Origin of the sequence: Alistipes sp. (genome assembly GCF_048465635.1) — a bacterium.
GTDB lineage: Bacteria > Bacteroidota > Bacteroidia > Bacteroidales > Rikenellaceae > Alistipes.
Map to the genome: position 1 here is coordinate 40,415 of NZ_DBFWLF010000011.1, position 19,263 is coordinate 59,677.

Annotated in this window: 13 protein-coding genes; 5 read left to right on the forward strand and 8 right to left on the reverse strand. The window is 62.0% G+C overall.

What is annotated here, in order from left to right:
• Position 1: 1 nt before the first annotated feature.
• Positions 2-1,051, reverse strand: coding sequence for a phosphodiester glycosidase family protein (locus ACMO9O_RS04645; protein ID WP_418982495.1), 1,050 nt, complete (start codon positions 1,049-1,051; stop codon positions 2-4).
• A 242-nt stretch (positions 1,052-1,293) separates the two neighbouring features.
• Here ACMO9O_RS04645 and ACMO9O_RS04650 point away from each other — a divergent pair, with 242 nt between their 5' ends.
• Positions 1,294-2,499: an ROK family protein gene (locus ACMO9O_RS04650; RefSeq protein ID WP_418982496.1), complete on the forward strand. Its 1,206-nt coding sequence runs from the start codon at positions 1,294-1,296 to the stop codon at positions 2,497-2,499.
• 279 nt (positions 2,500-2,778) lie between these two features.
• Here ACMO9O_RS04650 and ACMO9O_RS04655 read toward each other — a convergent pair whose 3' ends face one another.
• The 5 genes from ACMO9O_RS04655 to hemW all read right to left on the reverse strand — a co-directional run bounded on the left by ACMO9O_RS04655 (position 2,779) and on the right by hemW (position 13,238).
• Complete coding sequence (locus tag ACMO9O_RS04655; protein WP_418982497.1) at positions 2,779-4,017, reverse strand: glycoside hydrolase family 57 protein; 1,239 nt, start codon at positions 4,015-4,017, stop codon at positions 2,779-2,781.
• Positions 4,018-4,024: 7 nt separating this feature from the next.
• Positions 4,025-5,344, reverse strand: coding sequence for a glycosyltransferase family 4 protein (locus tag ACMO9O_RS04660; RefSeq protein ID WP_418982498.1), 1,320 nt, complete (start codon positions 5,342-5,344; stop codon positions 4,025-4,027).
• Between the two features lie 169 nt (positions 5,345-5,513).
• Positions 5,514-7,616, reverse strand: coding sequence for a glycogen debranching enzyme N-terminal domain-containing protein (locus ACMO9O_RS04665; protein ID WP_418982499.1), 2,103 nt, complete (start codon positions 7,614-7,616; stop codon positions 5,514-5,516).
• A gap of 106 nt (positions 7,617-7,722) precedes the next feature.
• Positions 7,723-11,973, reverse strand: a complete 4,251-nt coding sequence (glgP, locus tag ACMO9O_RS04670; RefSeq protein ID WP_418982500.1) for an alpha-glucan family phosphorylase — start codon at positions 11,971-11,973, stop codon at positions 7,723-7,725.
• 155 nt (positions 11,974-12,128) lie between these two features.
• Positions 12,129-13,238 carry a radical SAM family heme chaperone HemW gene (gene hemW, locus ACMO9O_RS04675; RefSeq protein WP_418982501.1) on the reverse strand — a complete coding sequence of 370 codons (1,110 nt, stop codon included), beginning with the start codon at positions 13,236-13,238 and terminating at the stop codon, positions 12,129-12,131.
• Positions 13,239-13,777: 539 nt separating this feature from the next.
• Between hemW and pckA the strand changes: the two genes are divergently transcribed.
• From pckA to ACMO9O_RS04695, 4 genes are all read left to right on the forward strand, one after another.
• Positions 13,778-15,382 (forward strand): phosphoenolpyruvate carboxykinase (ATP), encoded by a 1,605-nt coding sequence (gene pckA / locus ACMO9O_RS04680; protein WP_418982502.1) that lies wholly within the window; start codon positions 13,778-13,780, stop codon positions 15,380-15,382.
• A 174-nt stretch (positions 15,383-15,556) separates the two neighbouring features.
• Positions 15,557-15,847, forward strand: a complete 291-nt coding sequence (locus ACMO9O_RS04685; protein ID WP_418982504.1) for a DUF2089 family protein — start codon at positions 15,557-15,559, stop codon at positions 15,845-15,847.
• Positions 15,844-16,422, forward strand: a complete 579-nt coding sequence (locus ACMO9O_RS04690) for a hypothetical protein (protein WP_418982506.1) — start codon at positions 15,844-15,846, stop codon at positions 16,420-16,422. The genes ACMO9O_RS04685 and ACMO9O_RS04690 overlap by 4 nt, the downstream gene beginning before the upstream one ends.
• Positions 16,423-16,437: 15 nt before the next feature.
• Positions 16,438-17,826, forward strand: coding sequence for an alpha/beta hydrolase (locus tag ACMO9O_RS04695; RefSeq protein ID WP_418982507.1), 1,389 nt, complete (start codon positions 16,438-16,440; stop codon positions 17,824-17,826).
• Between the two features lie 59 nt (positions 17,827-17,885).
• Here the strand turns inward: ACMO9O_RS04695 and frr are convergent, their stop codons facing one another.
• Positions 17,886-18,443, reverse strand: a complete 558-nt coding sequence (gene frr, locus ACMO9O_RS04700) for a ribosome recycling factor (RefSeq protein ID WP_418982508.1) — start codon at positions 18,441-18,443, stop codon at positions 17,886-17,888.
• A 189-nt stretch (positions 18,444-18,632) separates the two neighbouring features.
• Complete coding sequence (locus ACMO9O_RS04705) at positions 18,633-19,196, reverse strand: peroxiredoxin family protein (protein WP_418982509.1); 564 nt, start codon at positions 19,194-19,196, stop codon at positions 18,633-18,635.
• Between the last annotated feature and the right edge of the window lie 67 nt (positions 19,197-19,263).

The window sequence follows — 19,263 nt, forward strand, 5'->3', positions numbered from 1 at the left end:
GTTATTCGGTCAGCGAAATTACGACGGCCGTGGAGATGCTGCGCTCGACCAGTGTCTCCTTGCTGCCCGTATCGCTCGGACGGTTGAGCACGGTGCCGTCCTTGCCGACGAAGGTCGACGAACCGCCGCCGTCGAGGTTGATGGCGTCGACCGCCCCGTAGGAGATCATCTTGTCGGCCAGTTCCGAGAGCGTGAAGCCGGCACTGCCGCGCATGTTGCGGCCGTCACAGACCAAAAGAATCAGCTTGCCGTCCGCCGTGGCTCCGATGGCCGTGCGGGGCTGGCGCGACGTGCCGGCGATGCCTCCTCCGTCGAAAGCCTCTTTCCAATAGTTCTCCACCGCGACGTTCTTGCCCTCCTTCACGAGCATCGGGCCGCCGCCGACCGCTTCGCGCGGGGTCCACGGCTTGGCGCCGGGCGTGGCGGAGGTGGGAGGCGCAGGCATCCAGGTCTTGGTCTGCTCGTCGTTGTCCAGCGCCGAGGGGAACGAGTAGGGGGCGTCGTTCTTGTCGAGCACGCAATAAATCCAGGTGGTTTCGAACGAATTGTCTGCATGCTGGCCGAACGACGAGCGGACGGGGTAGACCGTCACGTCCTGCCCCTGGTCGTTCTTGCGCGTTACGGTCTGGTTCTCGATCGACTGAACGATGCCGTCCGAGATCAGCAGGCTCAGCGAATTGCCGGCGTACCAGTATCCGGCGTTGGTGGTGACGAGGGGCTGACCCTTGCCCTTGGCGGCGAATTCGCGGTGGATGGCCGTCGGCTTCTTGGGCGCGGGCAGGTGCACCGCGTTGAACCGCAGCTTGGGATTCTTCTTCAGGTCGGCGATGGCCACGAAGCCGATGCACTGCTTGTCGGAGGAGAGCTTGTGGGTGAACTCCGTCACGGTCAGCCCTTCGGGATAGCCGCTCACGGGCGGTTCCGGCTTCACTTCCGCATCCGGATCGGGGTAGGTGTACTCGACGTCCCGCAGGCCGTCGTCGCAGGCGAGCAGCATGGACGCGCACAATGCGGCCGTCAGCATGCAGCAAAACAGGTAGAATCGTTTCATTCGGTTAGTTTTATCGGGTTGTGTTTTAAAAAGGTCGGAATTGAAGCTGTTCGGGCGGTTTACAGGGACAAATATAATAATTAAAATTATCCCAACAAATAATCTTAATAATATTTTTTACAAAGATTTTCCTATTACAATAAATTTATTTACTATTTAGCAGGGCATAATTGGGCGTTTTGTTGTCCGGACACGAATTTTTTGCTATCTTTAGGGCAAGAAACCGCAACGGAATATCACCTATGGACACCTTTCTCACCCAAGCGATCAAAGGCGAAAAGAGTGCGATCCTCAAACAGCAGATCATCGGCCGCTACATCGTCGGGGGCGACTTCAGCATCACCGACCTGAGCAAGGCGATGAACCTGAGCGTGCCGACGGTCACCAAACTCATCGGCGAGTTGATGGAGGAGGGGTTCGTCTACGACTTCGGCAAGCAGGGCACGACGGGCGGCCGGCGCGCCAACATCTACGGACTGAACCCCTATGCGGGTTACTTCATGGGGGTCGACGTGCGCAAGGACTCGGTCGAGCTGGCCATTATCAACTTCAAGGGGCAGATCGCCCACACGAAGGGCAACATCCACCTGGTGATGGAGAATTCGCTCCAGTCGCTCGACCGGCTCTGCGAGATCATCCTTTCGTTTCTGGCCAAGTGCGCCGTGCCGCGCGAGAAGCTGCTGGCCGTAGGGGTCAACATCTCGGGCCGCGTCAATTCGCGGACCGGGTACAGTTACAGCTATTTCTTCGTCGAGGAGCAGCCGCTGGCCATGCTGCTGGAGGAGCGGCTGAAGTGCTCGGTCTACATCGAGAACGACACGCGCGCGGCCACCTACGGCGAATACATGTGCGGCGTGGCGTCGGGCGAAAAGACGATGCTCTTCGTCAACGCCAGCTGGGGGCTGGGCGTGGGGATGATTATCGACGGCAAGCTCTTCTACGGCAAGTCGGGCTTCTCGGGCGAGTTCGGCCACTTCCCCTTCTTCGACAACGAGATCATCTGCCGCTGCGGCAAGCGGGGGTGTCTCGAAACGGGCGCTTCGGGTTCGGCCGTGCACCGCATGTTCCTCGAAAGATTGCGGGAGGGGCGCGTCTCGATGCTCTCGGACAAGTTCAACCGGGGCGAGGAGATCACGCTGGGCGACATCCTGGGCGCCCTGCTGAAGGAGGACGTGCTGGCCATTGAGATTCTGGAGGAGGTCGGACATCAGCTAGGCAAGGCGATCGCGGGGCTGATCAATATGTTCAATCCCGAACTGATCGTCATCGGCGGGGCGCTGGCCGTGGCCAAAGACTACCTGATGCTGCCCATCAAGAGCGCCATCAACAAATATTCGCTCATGCTGGTGAGCAAGGACACCACCATCCGCCTGTCGAAAAATGGCGGAAAGACCGGGGTGATCGGCGCCTGCATGCTGGCCCGCAGCAAGTCGCTGGGGCTGTTGTAAAGGCGGGTCCCAAATAAAATCACCCCCGCTGCGGCTCTCCGCGGCGGGGGTGATTCATTTTAAGTTCTTACCGGAAACAGGGAGTTGTCGGCTCTCTTTCCTGTTGACGTTCTCGGGGAAGCGGACACGAGTGCGGTCCTAACCGGGGAACAGCCTGTTGGCTTTCCAGCCTTTCCAGCCTTCACAGCTTTCCAGTCTCTCCAGCCATCCCTTTCCGGCCTCTCCGGTCTCTCCGGCCTCTCCAGTCTCTCCGGCCTCTCCGGCCTCTCCGGCAGTCGGTCAGACGGTCTGCCCGACAGGGGTCTTGGCCGCTTTGGCGGGCTTGGCGGCGACGGCCTTGTCCAACTCGATGATGAAGTCCGAAAGGACGTTCATGTAGTTAATAAAGGCGTCGTAAGCCGAGTCGTAGGGGTTGAAGTAGGAGTGCACGTCGCCGTCCGACAGCCACTTGGTGGCCATGTAGTAGAAGTGGTCGGAGGTCTGGAGGAAACTCCATACGTAGTCGAAGTCGGCGTTTTTGAGCTGGGCGACCTTCTCCTTCTGCGCGTAGAGCTTCGAGAAGGCTTCGTTCTGCAGCTCGTTGCCCAGCCAGGCGGTCACGTCGCGCTCCTCGTCGGCCCACGACATCACGTGCGGACAGTGGAGCACGGCCACGGGCTGGTGCTTCTTGGCAGCCTCCGATACGGTGGCGAACTCCAGGTTGTTCTTCTTGGCCAGCACGGCTTTCGGCAGCGACTTCATGAAGTCGAAGATGCCCGTGTCGGCGGTCTGGTGCTCGCCAAAGGTCTCGTAGTCCATGAACAGGTTGATCACCTCGCCCGGGGTCTCGTCCGATGCCAGCCACTTGACGTACTTGTCGGTGGTCAGCGGATACTGGTCCCAGCTCTGGTTCGAGAAGCGGAATGCGATGTCGTCCGAGAGCTTGTAGTTGCGCAGCAGCAGCCGGAGCTTCTGGTCTATGGCGTTGGCGTAGACGTAGTTGGGCGACTTCCAGCCCAGAATGTGCTTCGCCCCCTCGGCCAGCATCGTGCGGAAGCCCATCTCGGCGACCGCGGCGCCGATCTCGTCCGAGTAGATCAGCTCCGTGTTGCGGAAGGCGGTGGGTTTCACGCCGAACTCTTTCTTGAGCATGGCGGTGTGGAGCTTCACCTGTTCCGCGAAGTCCTCCTTCGATGCGAGCGATGCGAGCGAGTGGGAGTAGGTCTCGGCCAGGAACTCCACGCAGCCCGTGGCGGCCAGCTCCTTGAACGACTCCAGCACTTCGGGCGCATAGGCGCGGAACTGTTCGACGGCGATGCCCGTGATGGAGAACGAGCAGCGGAACTTGCCCTTGTTCTCCTTGATGAGCTTGAGCAGCAGGGCGTTCATCGGCAGATAGCACTGCCGGGCGACCTTCTGCATGATCGAGCGGTTCATCAGGTCGTCCAGGTAGTAGTGGTCCTTGCCCATGTTGAAGAAACGGTATTTCTTCAGTCGCCAGGGCTGGTGTACCTGGAAATATAAGCAGACGGTTTTCATAACGGGGTTATTTTGATTGTTCTTTATTCTCTTCTATCGCGGCTTCGTAGACGGCCTTGATCTTGGCCGCGGCGTCGTTCCACTTGAGGTTGGTGACCTCCTCCAAACCCTTCGAGGCGAACATGCCCGACAGGGCGGGGTATTCGATCAGTCCGTAGATCGCATCGGCCAGGGCGTCCACGTCCCAGTAGTCGACCTTCACGGCGTAATCCAGCACCTCGGCCACGCCGCTCTGCTTGGAGATAATCACCGGCACGTTCGAGCGCATGGCCTCGAGCGGCGAAATGCCGAACGGCTCCGAGACGGAGGGCATGACGTAGACGTCCGACAGCTGGAACATCTTGTGTACGTCCTCGCCGCGCAGGAAGCCCGTGAAGTGGAAGCGGTCGGCGATGCCCAGCCGCGCCACGCGGCGGATGACGTGGTTCATCATGTCGCCCGAACCGGCCATCACGAAGCGCACGTTGGGAACCCGTTTGAGCACCTTGGCGGCTGCCTCGACGAAGTAGTCGGGACCTTTCTGGTAGGTGATGCGGCCCAGGAAGGTGACGATCTTGTCCTCGACGCCGCGCTCGGGCGCCTCGGAGCTCTTCTCGGCGAAGCGCACGGCATTGTGCACCGTCACCACGCGGTCGGCCGGTACGCCGTAGCGGGTAATGACGATGTTGCGCGTGAGGTTCGACACGGCGATCACGCGGTCGGCGGCGTGCATGCCGGCGCGCTCGATGGCGTAGACCTGCGTATTGACGTTCTCGCCCGAACGGTCGTACTCCGTGGCGTGCATGTGCACCACCAGCGGCTTGCCCGATACCCGTTTCGCGGCGATTCCCGCGTAGTAGGTGAGCCAGTCGTGGGCGTGGATCACGTCGAACTGACCTTCGAGGTCCTTGGCCACCTGGGCGGCGACCACCGCGTAGCGGGCCACCTCCTCCATCAGGTTGGCGCCGTACTTGCCCGAGAAGGTGTAGCGCTGCTTCCAGGAGTCGGTCGTCGACCAGGTCGTCTGGCCCGTCTTGACGAACTGCTCGTGGTAGGTTTCGTACTCCTCGGGGGAGATGTAGGGGACCATGTTCGAGTCGATGTGGATAAACGACATCTTCTCCAGGATATCGTCGGCGCCGCTGCCTGTGGAGCCGTAAAGGGCCTCTACGTCGCTGGCGTTCAGAACGTGGGTAAAGCGCTGGTCCTCATCGCCGTAAGCGTGCGGAACGACGAAGGTCACCTCGACCCCGTTGCGCGCCAGTCCGCGCGTCATGCCGTAACAGGCCGTTCCCAGACCACCGGCGATGTGGGGCGGAAATTCCCAACCGAACATTAAAACTCTCATAACTAATCCTTTGCTTTTACTGATAATCTATCTCGTTCTCGCTTTTTCGCGTCCCGCATCCGCGGCTTTCCGCCCGGTCTGCGGGTGCGACCCACTCCAAACCCCCGTCCCGGACGGAGGCTCCCCTCGGCACGTTCCCGGTCGACGCTCGCGTGCGAATCCGACTTACTTATTTCTTCGCCTTCGCAGCCGCCGCTTTTTTCGCGGGGGCTTTTGCGGCCGGCTTGGCTGCCTTTGCGGTTGCGGCGGTCGCGGCCTTTGCCGGAGCCGCTGTTTTGGCGGGCTTGGCAGCGGCCTTGGCGGTTGCAGCCTTGGCCGCGGGTTCGGCCTGCTTCCGCCCGGCGGGTTTGTGCGCGCAGATCATGGCGTGGATGTCCAGCACGGCGGCCACGCTCCACGCCTGCGAAATGGCTCCGCGGGGCGAGAACGGGGGGTCGGCGTCGTACAGTTCGCCGATCGAACCGATGCCGTAGGTCTGAATCTCCTCGTCGAAGCCCGCCAGAATCTCCTCGGCCTGCGGCAGGAACTTCTCGCCGTCGATGTCGAAGCACGCCTTTACGTAGAACGACAGCAGCCAGGGCCATACCGAACCGTTCTTGGCCGCGAAGTCGCGCTCGTCGGGCGTACCCTCCTGCGAACCCTTGTAGAGCGGATTGCGCGGCGTGAGCGTGCGCAGCCCCTTGGGGGTGAGCAGGTGCTGGCGGACGGTGCGGATCACCTCGACCTGCATCGTCTCGTCGATCATCTTATAGGGAAGACCGCAGGCGAGAATCATGTTGGGGCGAATCTGATCGTTCGCACCCTCGGCCCCCACGTAGTCGGCCAGACAGCCGCCCGGCAGGCGGAACAGCTCGTTGAACGCGCGGCGCGTCTTCTCGGGCTGGCTCTTCCACGCCTTGACGAAGGCCGTGTCGCCGTTCTGTTCGGCTAGCGCGAGCGCGTAGCAGACGGCGTTGTACCACAAGGCGTTGATCTCCACGGCGTAGCCGCTGCGCGGGGTCACGGCGCGTCCTTCGACCACCGAGTTCATCCACGTGAGGGGCAGGTCTTCCGACCAGGCCCACACCAGTCCGTTGTCGTTCAGTACGACGCGGCCGGCGATCCCCTGCTTGTAGGCTTTGAGAATCTCCTTCATCGCCTTGCCGTAGCGCTCCCAGATCTGTTGGCCGCCCAGCTGCGCTTCGAGCCGCTGCAGCGTCCAGAAGAACCAGAGCGGAGCGTCCGCCTCGAACGCGGCCGAAGCCGGCTGGGCGAACATGCCCTCGCGCATGGCGCGGACCTGCGTGTCGAGTGCGTCGATGCAGTCCTCCTTGTGGCCCTGGCCGAGCGTGATGCCCGGGAGCGCCACGAAGGTCTGGCGGCCCGAGACGGCGTGCCACGGATAGCCCGCCACCACCTCTGTGCGGTCGCCCGGACGGCGGATGAGGAACTGGCGCGCCGAGTGCTCGAGGCAGCTGATGAAGTCGATCTTATGCGTGCGGCGGGCGATCGAGGCGTTGAAGACCTCCTCGATGGTCTTGGTCGAACCCATCTCGTCGAGCGAAGCGGAGAAGATGACGCTTTCGCCCTTTTTGAGGTCGACTTCGAAGTAGCCCGTGGTCATCAGATCCTCGTAGCCGTCGTAGCCGCGCGCAAGCTCCTGCTGGTATTCGAAGCCGTAGTACCAGTCGGGTGCGGGCACGAACTCCGTGCCGGGCTTGCTCGTCTGGAGGTAGAGCCACGGGAAAGAGCCGTAGAGGCGGCACTTGACGCCGTTGACGGCCGGGTAGGAGTGGCCGTCGGCCTCCATGTTGGCTTTCGACAGGCAGTGCTTGTCGCGGAAAGCGAGGAACGGCCGCAGCCGCAGCTTGGTCTCGGAGTGCGCGTCCACGAGCGTGTAGCGGATCATTAGCTGCGTGCGCTTGTGAATCCAGAGCATCTCCTTTTTGAGGATCACGCCGCCCACGCGGTAGGTGATCGTGGGGGTGGGCGTGTACTCGAAGTCGGTGATGTATTTGTGGCCGCGGGGTTCGTAGGTCCCCTTGAAACGGTGCAGCGCCAGGTTGAACGTCTGGTCGTGCTGCACGACGGTCTCGTCGAGCGACGACAGCAGGACAAAGGTCCGGCCGCTGTCGTCGATGGGGGCTACCATCAGACCGTGGTACTTGCGGGTGTTGCAGCAGACGATCGTCGTGCTCATGTATCCGCCGATGCGGTCCGTGGAGAGCATCTCCCGCTGGAGCGAGTACTCCAGGTTGCCCAATTCGCTTTTGTCGAAAGTAAGTGCTGACATATCGCTTAAAATGCTGTTCGTCCTATAAAGGTATTGATTTTTTCGAAATTAAAGGCTTACTACTTGAAAATTATGCCCTTTCGTTGCCGATTTCTTTCCGAATACGCTATGCCCACTTCACCAGCGCGAAGTCCATGCGGTGCGGCAGGTTCTCGTTGTAGGGGAAGATGCGCAGCGCCACGTCGAACGTGCCGGCCTCGTCGGGGGTGTAGTCCAGGGCGTAGGTCACCAGCTTGCCTTCGCTGCCGATGCACTTCAGGGCCACCGTCCGCTCGACGTTGACCGGTTCGCCGCCGACGATCTGGCGGGCGATGACCATCTCCACGCCGATGTCCTCGGCACGCAGGTTCGCCACGTCGAGCGTCACTTCGAAGTGGTAGCGCTCGCCCACGAAGACGGCCTCCTTGTCCATCTTCACGCGCTGCACGTCCACTACGCGCACCTCGTCCCACGAGGCCGAAACCTTGCGCTTCCAGGCTGCGATCTCGCGGGCGAGCTTGTAGCCGCCCTCGACGATGCGGCGCTTGCGGGCCGCGAGCTTGTTGTAGAAGCGCTCCTCGTAGTCGATGAGCATGCGGTTGGTCGTGAAGTTCGAGGCGATGTCGGCCACGCACTCCTTGACCGAGCGGACCCACTCGTGGGGGATGCCGTCGTGGTCGCGCCGGTAGTACTTGGGCGCGATCTCCTCCTCAATGGTGTTGTAGATCATCTCGGCGTCCAGCTCGTCCTGGTAGTGCTGGTCGGCGAAGGTACGCTCCATGGGGAGCATCCAGCCCGCGCCCTGCTTGTAGCCCTCGACCCACCAGCCGTCGAGCACCGAGAATTGCAGCACGCCGTTCATGACGCACTTCTCGCCCGACGTGCCGGAGGCTTCTAACGGACGGGTCGGCGTGTTGAGCCATACGTCGACGCCCTGCACCATGCGGCGGGCCAGCTCCATGTCGTAGTTTTGCAGGAAGATGATCTTCCCGACGAACTGCGGCATGGCGGCCACCTCGACGATGCGCTTGATGAGATCCTGTCCCGGTTTGTCGTTCGGATGCGCCTTGCCCGCGAAGATGAACTGCACGGGACGCTCCTTGTTGTTGACGATGGCGGCCAGCCGGTCGAGGTTTGTGAACAGGAGGTAGGCGCGCTTGTAGGTGGCGAAGCGGCGGGCGAAGCCGATGGTCAGCACCTCGGGCTTGATGCCCTCGATGACCTGCAGCATCTGCCGCGGCGAGTCGAGCCGCACCTGCTTGGGATCGCTGTAACGCTTGCGGATATGGTTGATCAGCTTGGTCTTGAGCTTCATGCGCTCGGCCCACAGCTCCGTGTCGGGAATGTTGTGGACCTTCTGCCAGGCCGGAATGTCGTAGACGTGGCCCTCGAAGCCGTCGGCGAAGTAGTGCGCGTAGAGCCGGCGCAGACCGGTGGCGGCCCAGGTCGGGAAGTGCACGCCGTTGGTGACGTAGCCGATGTGCAGCTCGTTCTTGAAGTAGCCCGGCCACATGCTGCCCAGAATCTCCTTCGAGACCTCGCCGTGGAGCCACGAAACGCCGTTGACCTCCTGCGAGAGGTTGCAGGCCAGCACCGACATCGAGAACTTCTCGTTGGGGTCGTTGGGGTTGGTCTTGCCCAGGTTGATATACTGCTCCCAGGTGATGCCCAGCACGTCGGGGTAGTGCGACATGTACTGGCGGATCATCGACTCGGGGAAGGCGTCATGACCGGCCGGTACGGGGGTGTGGGTCGTGAAGAGCGACGAGGAGCGGATCACCTCCAGCGCTTCGGAGAAGGTGAGCTTCTTGTGGTTCACCAGCTCGCGGATGCGCTCGATGCCGATGAAGGCCGCGTGGCCCTCGTTGCAGTGGAACACGTGGTGCTTGATGCCCAGCTTGCGCAGGGCGCGAATGCCGCCGATGCCTAAGAGAATCTCCTGCTTGAGGCGGTTCTCCCAGTCGCCGCCGTAGAGGTGGTGGGTGATCTGGCGGTCCTCCTCCAGGTTGTCCTCGAAGTCGGCGTCGAGCAGGTAGAGGTCCGTGCGGCCCACCTGGCACTTCCAGACGCGCGCCGAGAGCGTGCGGCCCGGGTAGGCGATGGTCACCGTCAGCCAGTTGCCGGCCTCGTCGCGCACGGGCGAGATGGGCAGCTTGTAGAAGTTCTGCGCCTCGTAGGTCGCCTCCTGCGAACCCTGTGCCGAGAGGCGCTGCGTGAAGTAGCCGTAGCGGTACAAGAGACCCACGGCGGCCATCGGGACGTTCTTGTCCGACGCCTCCTTCAGGTAGTCGCCCGCCAGGATGCCCAGACCGCCCGAGTAGATTTTGAGCGACGAGTGCAGGCCGTATTCCATCGAGAAGTAGGAGATCGAAGTGGCCTTCGGATCGGGCTTCTCGTTCATGTAGTCGCGGAACTGCGTGTATACGGCGTCGAGCTGGGCCAGGAACGCCGAATCGCGCTCAAGCTCTCGCATCCTTTCGACGCTCAGCATGTCGAGGAACGCGATGGGGTTGCGCTCGCTCGCGGCCCAGAGCTTGGGATCGATATTCTCGAACAGGTCGCGCGCCCCGGGGTTCCAGCACCACCAGAGGTTGCGCGAAAGCTCCTCGAGGGCGTGCAGCCGCTTGGGCAGGGTCTTGTCGACCATCATGCGGTTCCAGTTGGGACGCTCGACGAAGAGCTGCTGCCTGACGAAGTTGATCTGCTCGTTGGTGGCGCCCCCGTCGTCGAGCACGGCGCGGTTGGTGCGCAGGATCGAGCTTTCGATGGCCTCGGAGTAGGCCTGTTCGTAGGCGGCGAAGAGCTTCTCCCAGAGAGCCGTCTCCGACACCTCGTAGGCCGAGGCGCGCGCCTCCGAGACGCGTTTTTGGTCGAGCAGGCTGAAGCGCAGCAGCGCGTCGGCGATCTTGGCTTCGACCTCCTTGTCGTTGAAGTCGTCGCGGCGGACGACCTCCACGCCGGCGTGCTCGCGCTGCTTGTCGACCCAGAGGCCGAAGCCGGCGAGCGTCGTGGTGAGCGTCGGCACGGAGAAAGCCACCGACTCGAGCGGGGTGTAGCCCCACGGCTCGTAGTAGGAGGGGAACACCGTGACGTCCATGCCCACCAGCAGTTCGTAGTAGTCCTTGTTGAAGATGCCGTCGGCCTTGTTGAGGTAGGTCGGCACGAAGATCACCCGGACCTTCGATTCGGCCGAGGCGAGGATGCTGCCGTTGAGCGAGTTGACGATCGGGTCCCAGGAGGGGTTCTCCAGATAGTGTGTCGAATATTTGTACTGCGCGGGGTCGATCGGGTTTTTCGCATCGGAGAGGTGGGCCTGCAGATCGACGCGCGGGCCGCGGTTGCCGGCCGGCACGGTGATGTAGGCCAGCACCTCGCGCCGCAGCTTGTCCGAAGCGGCCAGCTGCTTGAGCGATTCGAGGAAGACGTCGATGCCCTTGTTGCGGAATTCATAGCGGCCGCTGGTCCCGATAATCAGCGGGTCGGTGGCGAACTTGCGGCCCAGGCACGCTTCGGCCACCCCGATCATCGCCTCGCGCGCCTCTTTGCGCTTGGCGTGGTACTCCTCGCCCGTCCATACGAAGTCGTTCTCGAAGCCGTTGGGAGTCACGCAGTCCGGTTCGCGGCCCAGCAGGTACTTGCACTCGTTGGCCGTGATGTCGCTCACGGTGAGGAACGCGTCGTGATAGGCCGCGGCGGTCTTTTCGATGGAGTGCTTGGCCGTGACGTTGAACTGGCGGGCCAGCTCGTCGGCGTTGAATTTCGTCAGGTCGTTATAGAGCGGCAGTCGGTTGCCGGCGATGCAACGGCCCATGACCGTGGCGTGCGTGGTAAAGAGCGTGGCCACGTAGGGGGCGATGCTGCGCAGGCAGAGGCCGCCCGAAGCGGTCATCCACTCGTGGAAGTGGGCGGCGATCTTCTCGGTGGCCGTGCAGAACGTATCGACGTAGGAGGCGATCACCGTGCCGGCGGCGTAGCCGAACAGCACCGGCTCGATGTAGTCCCACTGGCCCGAGATCGAGTCGACGTGGTACTGCTCCCATAGTTTCTTCAGGATTTCGTCCTTGCGCGGGAAGAGCGATGTGAAGTCGATCAGGATGGCGATCGGTTCGCCCTTGATCTTCCAGTGGCCCACGCGGATGCGGATGCCTTCGTTGTAGACGCTCTGGCGCCACGCCTTGAGCAGGTTCGTGTCCTCTTCGAATTCGGGGTTCACCCCCTCGTGCTGCAGGTCGGGACCGATGACGATGTAGCGGTCGCGGAACTTGCGGGTGACGGTTTGGGCTTTGGTCGAGATCACGGTATGGATGCCGCCGACCTTGTTGCACACCTCCCAACTTACCTCGAAAAGGAAGTCGGGGGTCATTTTTGCATTGCTCATATACTTAATTGAACGTTTGAAATTTTCTCGCTGAACGGATCGAATCCGGCCGCAAAGGTAATACTTATATTTATATTAAACAACTAAGCGCAGATAGTTTCTAAAAATATTTAAGAATAAGTTAACATTTCTGTTTCATTTGGTTGCGGGGATCGTTATGTTTCGAAAAGGGCTTCGATCACCGCGTCCGAGAGCAGGAACCGCTCCGCGGGAACGGCCAGCCGGTAGCCGGATCGGTTCAGCGTGCGGGCTTTTAGGGAGGGTTCCGCGGCCCGAAGCAGCCGTTGGGTCCGTTCGTCGCCGAAGAGCCGTTCCACCTCCCGCAGGTCGATCCCCTCGGCGGTGCGCAGGCGGGTGAGCAGGTATTCGTTGAAAAGATCGTGTTCCGTAAGGGTTTCGTTTTCGGAAGGCGCCCCGGCGATATACGCTTCCACGGAGGCGACGTTCCAGTGCCTTTCCCGTCCGTCGTAGGAGTGGGCCGCCGGGCCGATGCCCAGGTAGCGCTCCCCGTGCCAGTAGGCGGCGTTGTGGCGGGCGCGGAACCCCGGCAGGGCGTAGTTCGATACCTCGTAGTGCTCGTATCCGGCCCCGCAGAGCGTGTCGTGCACCTGCGCGAATTCGCGTTCGCTCACTTGCTCGCCGACGGGTGCGAACTCCCCGCGCGCCGCGCGGCGGCCGAATGCCGTGTCAGGTTCCACGGTCAGGTGGTAGGCCGAAATGTGCGGCACGCCCAGTGCCAGCAACCCGTTGAGCGTTCGGCGCAGGGGCTCTTCGCCGAATCCCGGGACGCCGAAAATGACGTCGGCGGTAAGGTTGCCGAATCCGGCCCGCTGCGCCTGCCGGATCGCCTCGACCGCCCGGGCGGCGGTGTGGCGGCGGTTCATCAGCTTCAGACAGCCGTCGTCGAGCGACTGAACCCCGACCGAGAGGCGGTCGACGCCCGCGCGGAGCAGCCCGTCGAGGCAGTCGGGCGTGAGGTCGTCGGGATTGGCCTCCAGCGTGGTCTCTTCGGGGTGTGTTTCGAAGAGTTCGGCCGCGTGGGCAAGCAGCGTGCCGATCGCCTCCGGGGTGCAGAGCGACGGCGTGCCCCCGCCGAAGTAGCGGGTGCGGACGGGATCGCCGGCCAGATACTCCCGCCGCGACTCCAGTTCGCGGTGCATGGCCGCGAGGAGCTGCTCCATGCGCGCGGTTCCGATCTCTTTGTAGAAATCGCAGTAGGCGCAGGCGCGTTTGCAGAAGGGAATGTGGAAATAAAGTCCGGCCATATCTTACCAAAGGTAACAAAAAAATCGGAAACAGCCTCTTTCCGGCGCGGAAAACGATCGCTGAACGCTCCGTTCCGGCGGCCGGGAGGGGCTTTGCCGCCGAGGTGCGGTGGCCGCGGCGGCTGTAGGGCGAACGGTGTGCGGGCGCACTTTGTTGCGCCGGTGCGACGGAAGCGTCGGCAGCGGGTTGCCCCTGCGTTTTTTGCGGCAGCATGTTTGCGGACTGTTGTCAGGACGGAGCAGGCGACGGCGGAATAACCCTCCGCAGCGGCCGGACAGCGCTTCGAAGGGGCTGGAAACCGGACGCATAAGCGCTTGTAAGACAATTCGATAGTGCTATCGGTGAAAATAATAAAATTTTTTTGTAATTTTTGCTGTTATTTTTTTCACAGGTGTAAAAACTTTTGTTACCTTTGTGCCGTTCGGATCGTGCGAAAGGCCGGTTCGGCGTGTAAAGGTTGGCCCTCGGGCCGCAGGGCGCGATGCCGCGGCGGAGGGTGGTTAATGGTTAGGATGTTCAATCAAAAAATAGCAAAGCAATGGACAAAATGGATTTGAAAAAGTACGGGATTACCGGCGTAAAGGAGATCGTGTACAATCCCTCGTACGACGAGCTGTTCCGTGAGGAGACGAAAAAGGGCCTGCGCGGCTTCGAGAAGGGTCAGCTGACCGAGACCGGGGCCGTGAACGTGATGACGGGCGTCTACACGGGCCGTTCGCCCAAGGATAAGTTCTTCGTGATGGACGACACCACCCGCGACACGATCTGGTGGACCTCCGACGAGTATAAGAACGACAACAAGCCCGTGACCAAGGCTGCCTGGAAGGAGCTGAAGAAGATCGCCGCCAAGGAGCTTTCGGACAAGAAGCTCTACGTGGTGGACACCTTCTGCGGCGCCAACGAGAACACGCGCCTGAAGATCCGCTTCATCATGGAGGTGGCCTGGCAGGCTCACTTCGTGAAGAACATGTTCATCCGGCCGACCGACGCCGAACTGGAGCAGTACGGCGAACCCGACTTCGTGGTGCTCAACGCTTCGAAGGCCAAGGTCAAGGAGTTCAAGAAGCTGGGTCTGAACTCGGAGACGGCCGTGGTCTTCAACCTCACCGAGAAGATGCAGGTGATCATCAACACCTGGTACGGCGGCGAAATGAAGAAGGGCATGTTCTCCTACATGAACTACCTGCTGCCGCTGAAGGGCATCGCTTCGATGCACTGCTCAGCCAATACGAACAAGGCCGGTGAGACGGCCATCTTCTTCGGCCTCTCGGGCACGGGCAAGACCACGCTCTCGACCGATCCGAAGCGCGAGCTGATCGGCGACGACGAGCACGGCTGGGACGACGACGGCGTCTTCAACTTCGAGGGCGGCTGCTACGCCAAGGTCATCAACCTTTCGAAGGAGAACGAACCCGACATCTGGAACGCCATCCGCCGCAACGCCCTGCTGGAGAACGTGACGGTAGACAAGAAGGGCCGGATCGACTACGCCGACAAGTCGGTGACCGAGAACACCCGCGTGTCGTACCCGATCTTCCACATCGAGAATATCGTGAAGCCCGTTTCGAAGGCTCCGGCCGCCAAGAAGGTGATCTTCCTCTCGGCCGACGCATTCGGCGTGCTGCCTCCCGTGTCGATCCTGACCCCCGAGCAGACCAAGTACTACTTCCTCTCGGGCTTCACGGCCAAGCTGGCGGGAACCGAGCGCGGCATCACCGAGCCTACGCCGACCTTCTCGGCCTGCTTCGGCGCCGCTTTCCTGTCGCTGCACCCCACCAAGTACGGCGAGGAGCTGGTCAAGCGCATGAAGCAGTCGGGCGCAACGGCCTACCTGGTGAACACCGGCTGGAACGGAACCGGCAAGCGCATCTCGATCAAGGATACGCGCGGCATCATCGACGCCATCCTCGACGGCTCGATCGACAAGGCGCCGACCAAAACGATGCCGATCTTCGACTTCAAGGTTCCGACCGCGCTGCCGGGCGTCGATCCCGCGATCCTCGATCCGCGCGACACTTATCAGAACCCCGCCGAGTGGGATGCCAAGGCTCAGGACCTGGCCGCCCGCTTCATCAAGAACTTCACCAAGTTCACCGGCAACGACGAAGGCAAGTCGCTCGTAGCCGCCGGTCCGAAGCTCTGACCGAAGGCCGACTTTCGATAAATTTCCGCCCCGGATGTTATGCAGCGTCCGGGGCTTTTTTTGTGCGCGGATGTGAAATAAATCGGATGTATGTTTTAAATATATTCAAAATAATATTGATTATATTTGTTTATTAATTAATAATCTTTATATTTGCAAAAAATAATGAAGTGTATGGAACAGAAACATCCGGACAATCGTGCGCTGCCGACCTGCTGCCCCTCGTGCGGGGTCTCTTTGCGGGTGCGCACGCTCTGCTGCCCCGATTGCGGCACGCAGGTTACGGGAGATTTCCCGCTGCCCGCCTTTGCGCGGCTGGCGGCCGCCGAGCAGCGATTCCTGCTCGATTTCGTCCTGTGCAGCGGATCGCTCAAGGAGCTTGCCGCGCGGCTGGGCGTGAGCTATCCGACCGTCCGCAACCGGCTGGACGAAGTGATCGACCACCTGAAAAATAACGAACCATGAAAAAACTGTTGAATCCTTTCGTCTACCTCTCCGGAGAGAAGACCCTTGCGGCGGGGCTGCTCGGAGCCTTTGCAACGCTTCTTGCGGCCCGCTGGGGCGGCGTGACGTTCCGCGGGGTCATTTCATCGGGTTACGGCGCACTTACGCTGGGACAGCTGACGCTTCAACTGCTGGCCGGGTGGGTGTTCTTCGCCGGACTGCTCTATGCCGCGTCGCTCTTCTGGTCGACGTCGAGGGTGCGGGCCGTCGACCTTTTCGGCAACCAACTCTTTGCCCGGATCGCTTTTCTGCCGATGACGCTCGTCGCCGCCCTGCCTCCGATGCGGCGGCTTGCGGACGAACTGCTCGCAGTCGCTCCCCTGGAGCTGAACGTTGCGTCGCTCAATCTGCCGCTGCTGCTCTGCATGGCGCTCGTCGCGCTGCTGTCGGTGGTCTGGTTTTTCGCCTGGAGCTGGCAGGGATTCTCCGTGGCGGCCAACCTGCGCGGCGGAAAGGCCGTGGCCATTTTCGTCGGTTGCTACCTGCTCGCCGAACTGGCCGCAGGATGGTGTACGGCGACGATTGCCGGGATGTAACTAACATCAATTTGTATGCGTACACTGCGACTGTTTTTGGGTGTGTTGCTGCTGCCGCTTTTGGGAAGTGCGCAGGAGCTTGCCGGGGCCTGGGAGGGAACGTTGTCGTTTCCGGGAGGCCGCCTGCGGATCGTCTTTCGTATCGCGGCCGCCGAAACGGGCTGGACCGCCACGATGGACAGTCCCGACCAGGGGGTGCGGGGACTGCCCGTGGAGACGGTCGAGTGGAACGGCGGCGAACTGCGGCTCGAAATGCCGGCTTTTGGGGCCTCCTACCGGGGGATGCTGCTGCCCGTGGGGCTGATCGTCGGGACCTTAACGCAGGCGGATGCAAACATTCCGCTCTCGCTCGCGCGCCGGGAGGCTGCCCGGCGGCCGCAGGAACCCCGGCCACCTTATCCTTACACCGTCCGCGAGGTGTCGTTCCCGAGCCGGAGTGCGGGGGTGGAGCTGGCGGGAACCCTCACGCTGCCGCGGGAGGGTACGCCCCGCGCGGCCGTGGTGCTGGTGACGGGCAGCGGCGTGCAGAACCGCGACGAGGAGGTGTTCGGGCACAAACCCTTTCTGGTGATCGCCGACTTTCTGACCCGCCGCGGGATCGCCGTGCTCCGCTACGACGACCGGGGTTTCGGCGTGCCGGAGGCGGAGCGGCAGGCGTGGGCGGCCGCGACGACGGCCGATCTGACGCAGGATGCGCTGGGGGCCTATGACTTCCTGCATGCACAGCCCGAAACGAGCGCCTGCCGGATTGGTATTCTGGGCCATAGCGAAGGGGGCACGATCGCCTTTGCCGCAGCGGCCGAAGAGCCGGGCGTGGGCTTCGTGGTTTCGCTGGCGGGGGCGATGGTTCCGGGCTGGCGGGCGAGCCTGGCGCAGAATATGCGGGCGATGGAGTTGCAGGGAATGCCGGAGGAGCAGCGGATGCAGTGCCGTGAACTGCTCGAAGCGTGTTACCGGGTCGTGGCGGACCATACGCCCGAGGCGCTTGCCGCCGAACGCAAGACGCTCCGAAAGGCCCTTGCGGCCACGGAGGCGGGGGCGGCGCTGCCCGAACCCCTGCGCGACAAGCTGCTTGGCGTGGTGGATGCGGCGGCGGATTCGCCCTGGATCTATCGCTTTCTGACCCACGATCCAGCTTCGGAGATCGTCCGTGCGGGCGACCGGCCCGTGCTGGCGCTGAACGGAAGCCTCGACAGGCAGGTCGATGCCGCGGAGAACCTCGGGGCGGTGCGCCGGCTGTTGGGCGGTTCGGAGCGGCTGACGGTGAAGCGCTACGAGGGGTTGAACCACCTGTTCCAGCCCTGCACGACGGGGGATGTGGGCGAGTACGAACGGATCGAGGTGACCGTCGCGCCGGAGGTGCTGGACGACCTGGCGGCGTGGATCGAAAGCGTCGCGCAGTAATAACGACAGTCCCGGCCCGGAATCATCCGGGGCGGGACTGTTCGTAAAGCGTCCATCTGTCAGACGGTCATGATCTCCTTCTCCTTTTTGGCGAGCGCTTCGTCGAGCGACTTGGAGAATTTGTCCAGCAGTTTTTGCGTCCGGGTCTCGCCGTCCTTCGCCTCGTCCTCGGGCATGCCCTCCTTTTGCGCCTTCTTGAACGCTTCGACCGCGTCGCGGCGGGCGTTGCGCAGGCTGATGCGCCCCGTCTCGGCCTCCGAGCGCACCTGCTTGACCAGCTCCTTGCGGCGCTCCTCCGTCAGGGGCGGGATCGTCAGGCGGATGTGCTCGCCGTTGTTCGAGGGGGTAAGTCCGATGTTCGAGTCGATGATCGCTTTCTCGATCGGGCGCAGCATGTTCTTGTCCCAGGGTTGGATCAGAATGGTCTTGGCGTCGGGAACGGTGACGCTGGCGGCGCCCGATACGGGAACCTGCGAGCCGAAATAGTCGACCATCACACCGTTGAGCGCATTGGGCGACGCCTTGCCTGCGCGTACGTTGAGCAGCTCCTCCTCCAGATGGTCGAGGGCTTTCTGCATGCGGCGCGTGGCTTCGTTGAGAATCGTCGTGGTATCCATATTATTCAGAATGAGTGTTTATATGCGATTTTTACCGTTTAGTAACTCCGTCTGCCGTATTCGCCGCCTCGGGCGGCGTTTGCAAGTCTGCCCCCTCCCAAACCCCCGCTCCGGGGGACTTAGTGCCGCAGAGCGGCAAAATCGACGCTTACGACCGAAACGTGTTGTAACCCTAAGAGACCGGTGTGGCTATTCAGCGAGTTGTTTTTCGATAGCGCGGAGCAACGTGTCGAACTCCTCCTCGTCGTAGCCCACCGACGCGAGCACGACCTTGCCGTCGCGGTCGATCAGAAAGTTGCGCGGGATGAAATTCGAGGCGTAGCGGTCGTAGATGGTCTGTCCCGGGTCCAACCCCATTGGGAAAGTGTAGCCCGTCTTTTCGCGGAAAGCGGCCACGGTGGCGCGTTTCTCGCCGCGCGAGATGGGCAGGAAAACGAAGTCACGGCCCGCGAAGCGGTCGATGATCTCCTTCTGCACGCGCTTCAGCTCCTCGCGGCAGGGCGGACACCACGTCGCCCAGAAGTTGAGCAGCACGACCTTGCCGCGCAGCGACGAAAGGGTGATATGCTGCCCGTCGAACAGTTCGACCGTGAAATCGGGGGCCTCTTCACCGGCCTCGACCAGCGTCGTCTCCTCCTCCGTGGCGGAGGTGCTGCGCGATCCGCATGCGGGGAGCAGCAGAATCACGGCTCCGATCGCCACGATCAGCGCCAGCATCACCCAGAGTTGTTTGTTGCTCTTCTTTTTTGCCATCGTTCAATCTCTTATTTGTGCCGAACCCCCTTCGGAGCGGTTCGCTCCGGCCGCGTTCGGCGTTCCT

Bases quoted from the DNA above. Each gene is read 5' to 3' on its own strand.
- pckA (WP_418982502.1), top strand. From the start codon at position 13,778: ATGGACAAAATGGATTTGAAAAAGTACGGGATTACCGGCGTAAAGGAG.
- glgP (WP_418982500.1), bottom strand. From the start codon at position 11,973: ATGAGCAATGCAAAAATGACCCCCGACTTCCTTTTCGAGGTAAGTTGG.
- frr (WP_418982508.1), bottom strand. From the start codon at position 18,443: ATGGATACCACGACGATTCTCAACGAAGCCACGCGCCGCATGCAGAAA.
- ACMO9O_RS04655 (WP_418982497.1), bottom strand. From the start codon at position 4,017: ATGAAAACCGTCTGCTTATATTTCCAGGTACACCAGCCCTGGCGACTG.
- ACMO9O_RS04645 (WP_418982495.1), bottom strand. From the start codon at position 1,051: ATGAAACGATTCTACCTGTTTTGCTGCATGCTGACGGCCGCATTGTGC.
- hemW (WP_418982501.1), bottom strand. From the start codon at position 13,238: ATGGCCGGACTTTATTTCCACATTCCCTTCTGCAAACGCGCCTGCGCC.
- ACMO9O_RS04690 (WP_418982506.1), top strand. From the start codon at position 15,844: ATGAAAAAACTGTTGAATCCTTTCGTCTACCTCTCCGGAGAGAAGACC.
- ACMO9O_RS04695 (WP_418982507.1), top strand. From the start codon at position 16,438: ATGCGTACACTGCGACTGTTTTTGGGTGTGTTGCTGCTGCCGCTTTTG.
- ACMO9O_RS04685 (WP_418982504.1), top strand. From the start codon at position 15,557: ATGGAACAGAAACATCCGGACAATCGTGCGCTGCCGACCTGCTGCCCC.
- ACMO9O_RS04650 (WP_418982496.1), top strand. From the start codon at position 1,294: ATGGACACCTTTCTCACCCAAGCGATCAAAGGCGAAAAGAGTGCGATC.
- ACMO9O_RS04665 (WP_418982499.1), bottom strand. From the start codon at position 7,616: ATGTCAGCACTTACTTTCGACAAAAGCGAATTGGGCAACCTGGAGTAC.
- ACMO9O_RS04660 (WP_418982498.1), bottom strand. From the start codon at position 5,344: ATGAGAGTTTTAATGTTCGGTTGGGAATTTCCGCCCCACATCGCCGGT.
- ACMO9O_RS04705 (WP_418982509.1), bottom strand. From the start codon at position 19,196: ATGGCAAAAAAGAAGAGCAACAAACAACTCTGGGTGATGCTGGCGCTG.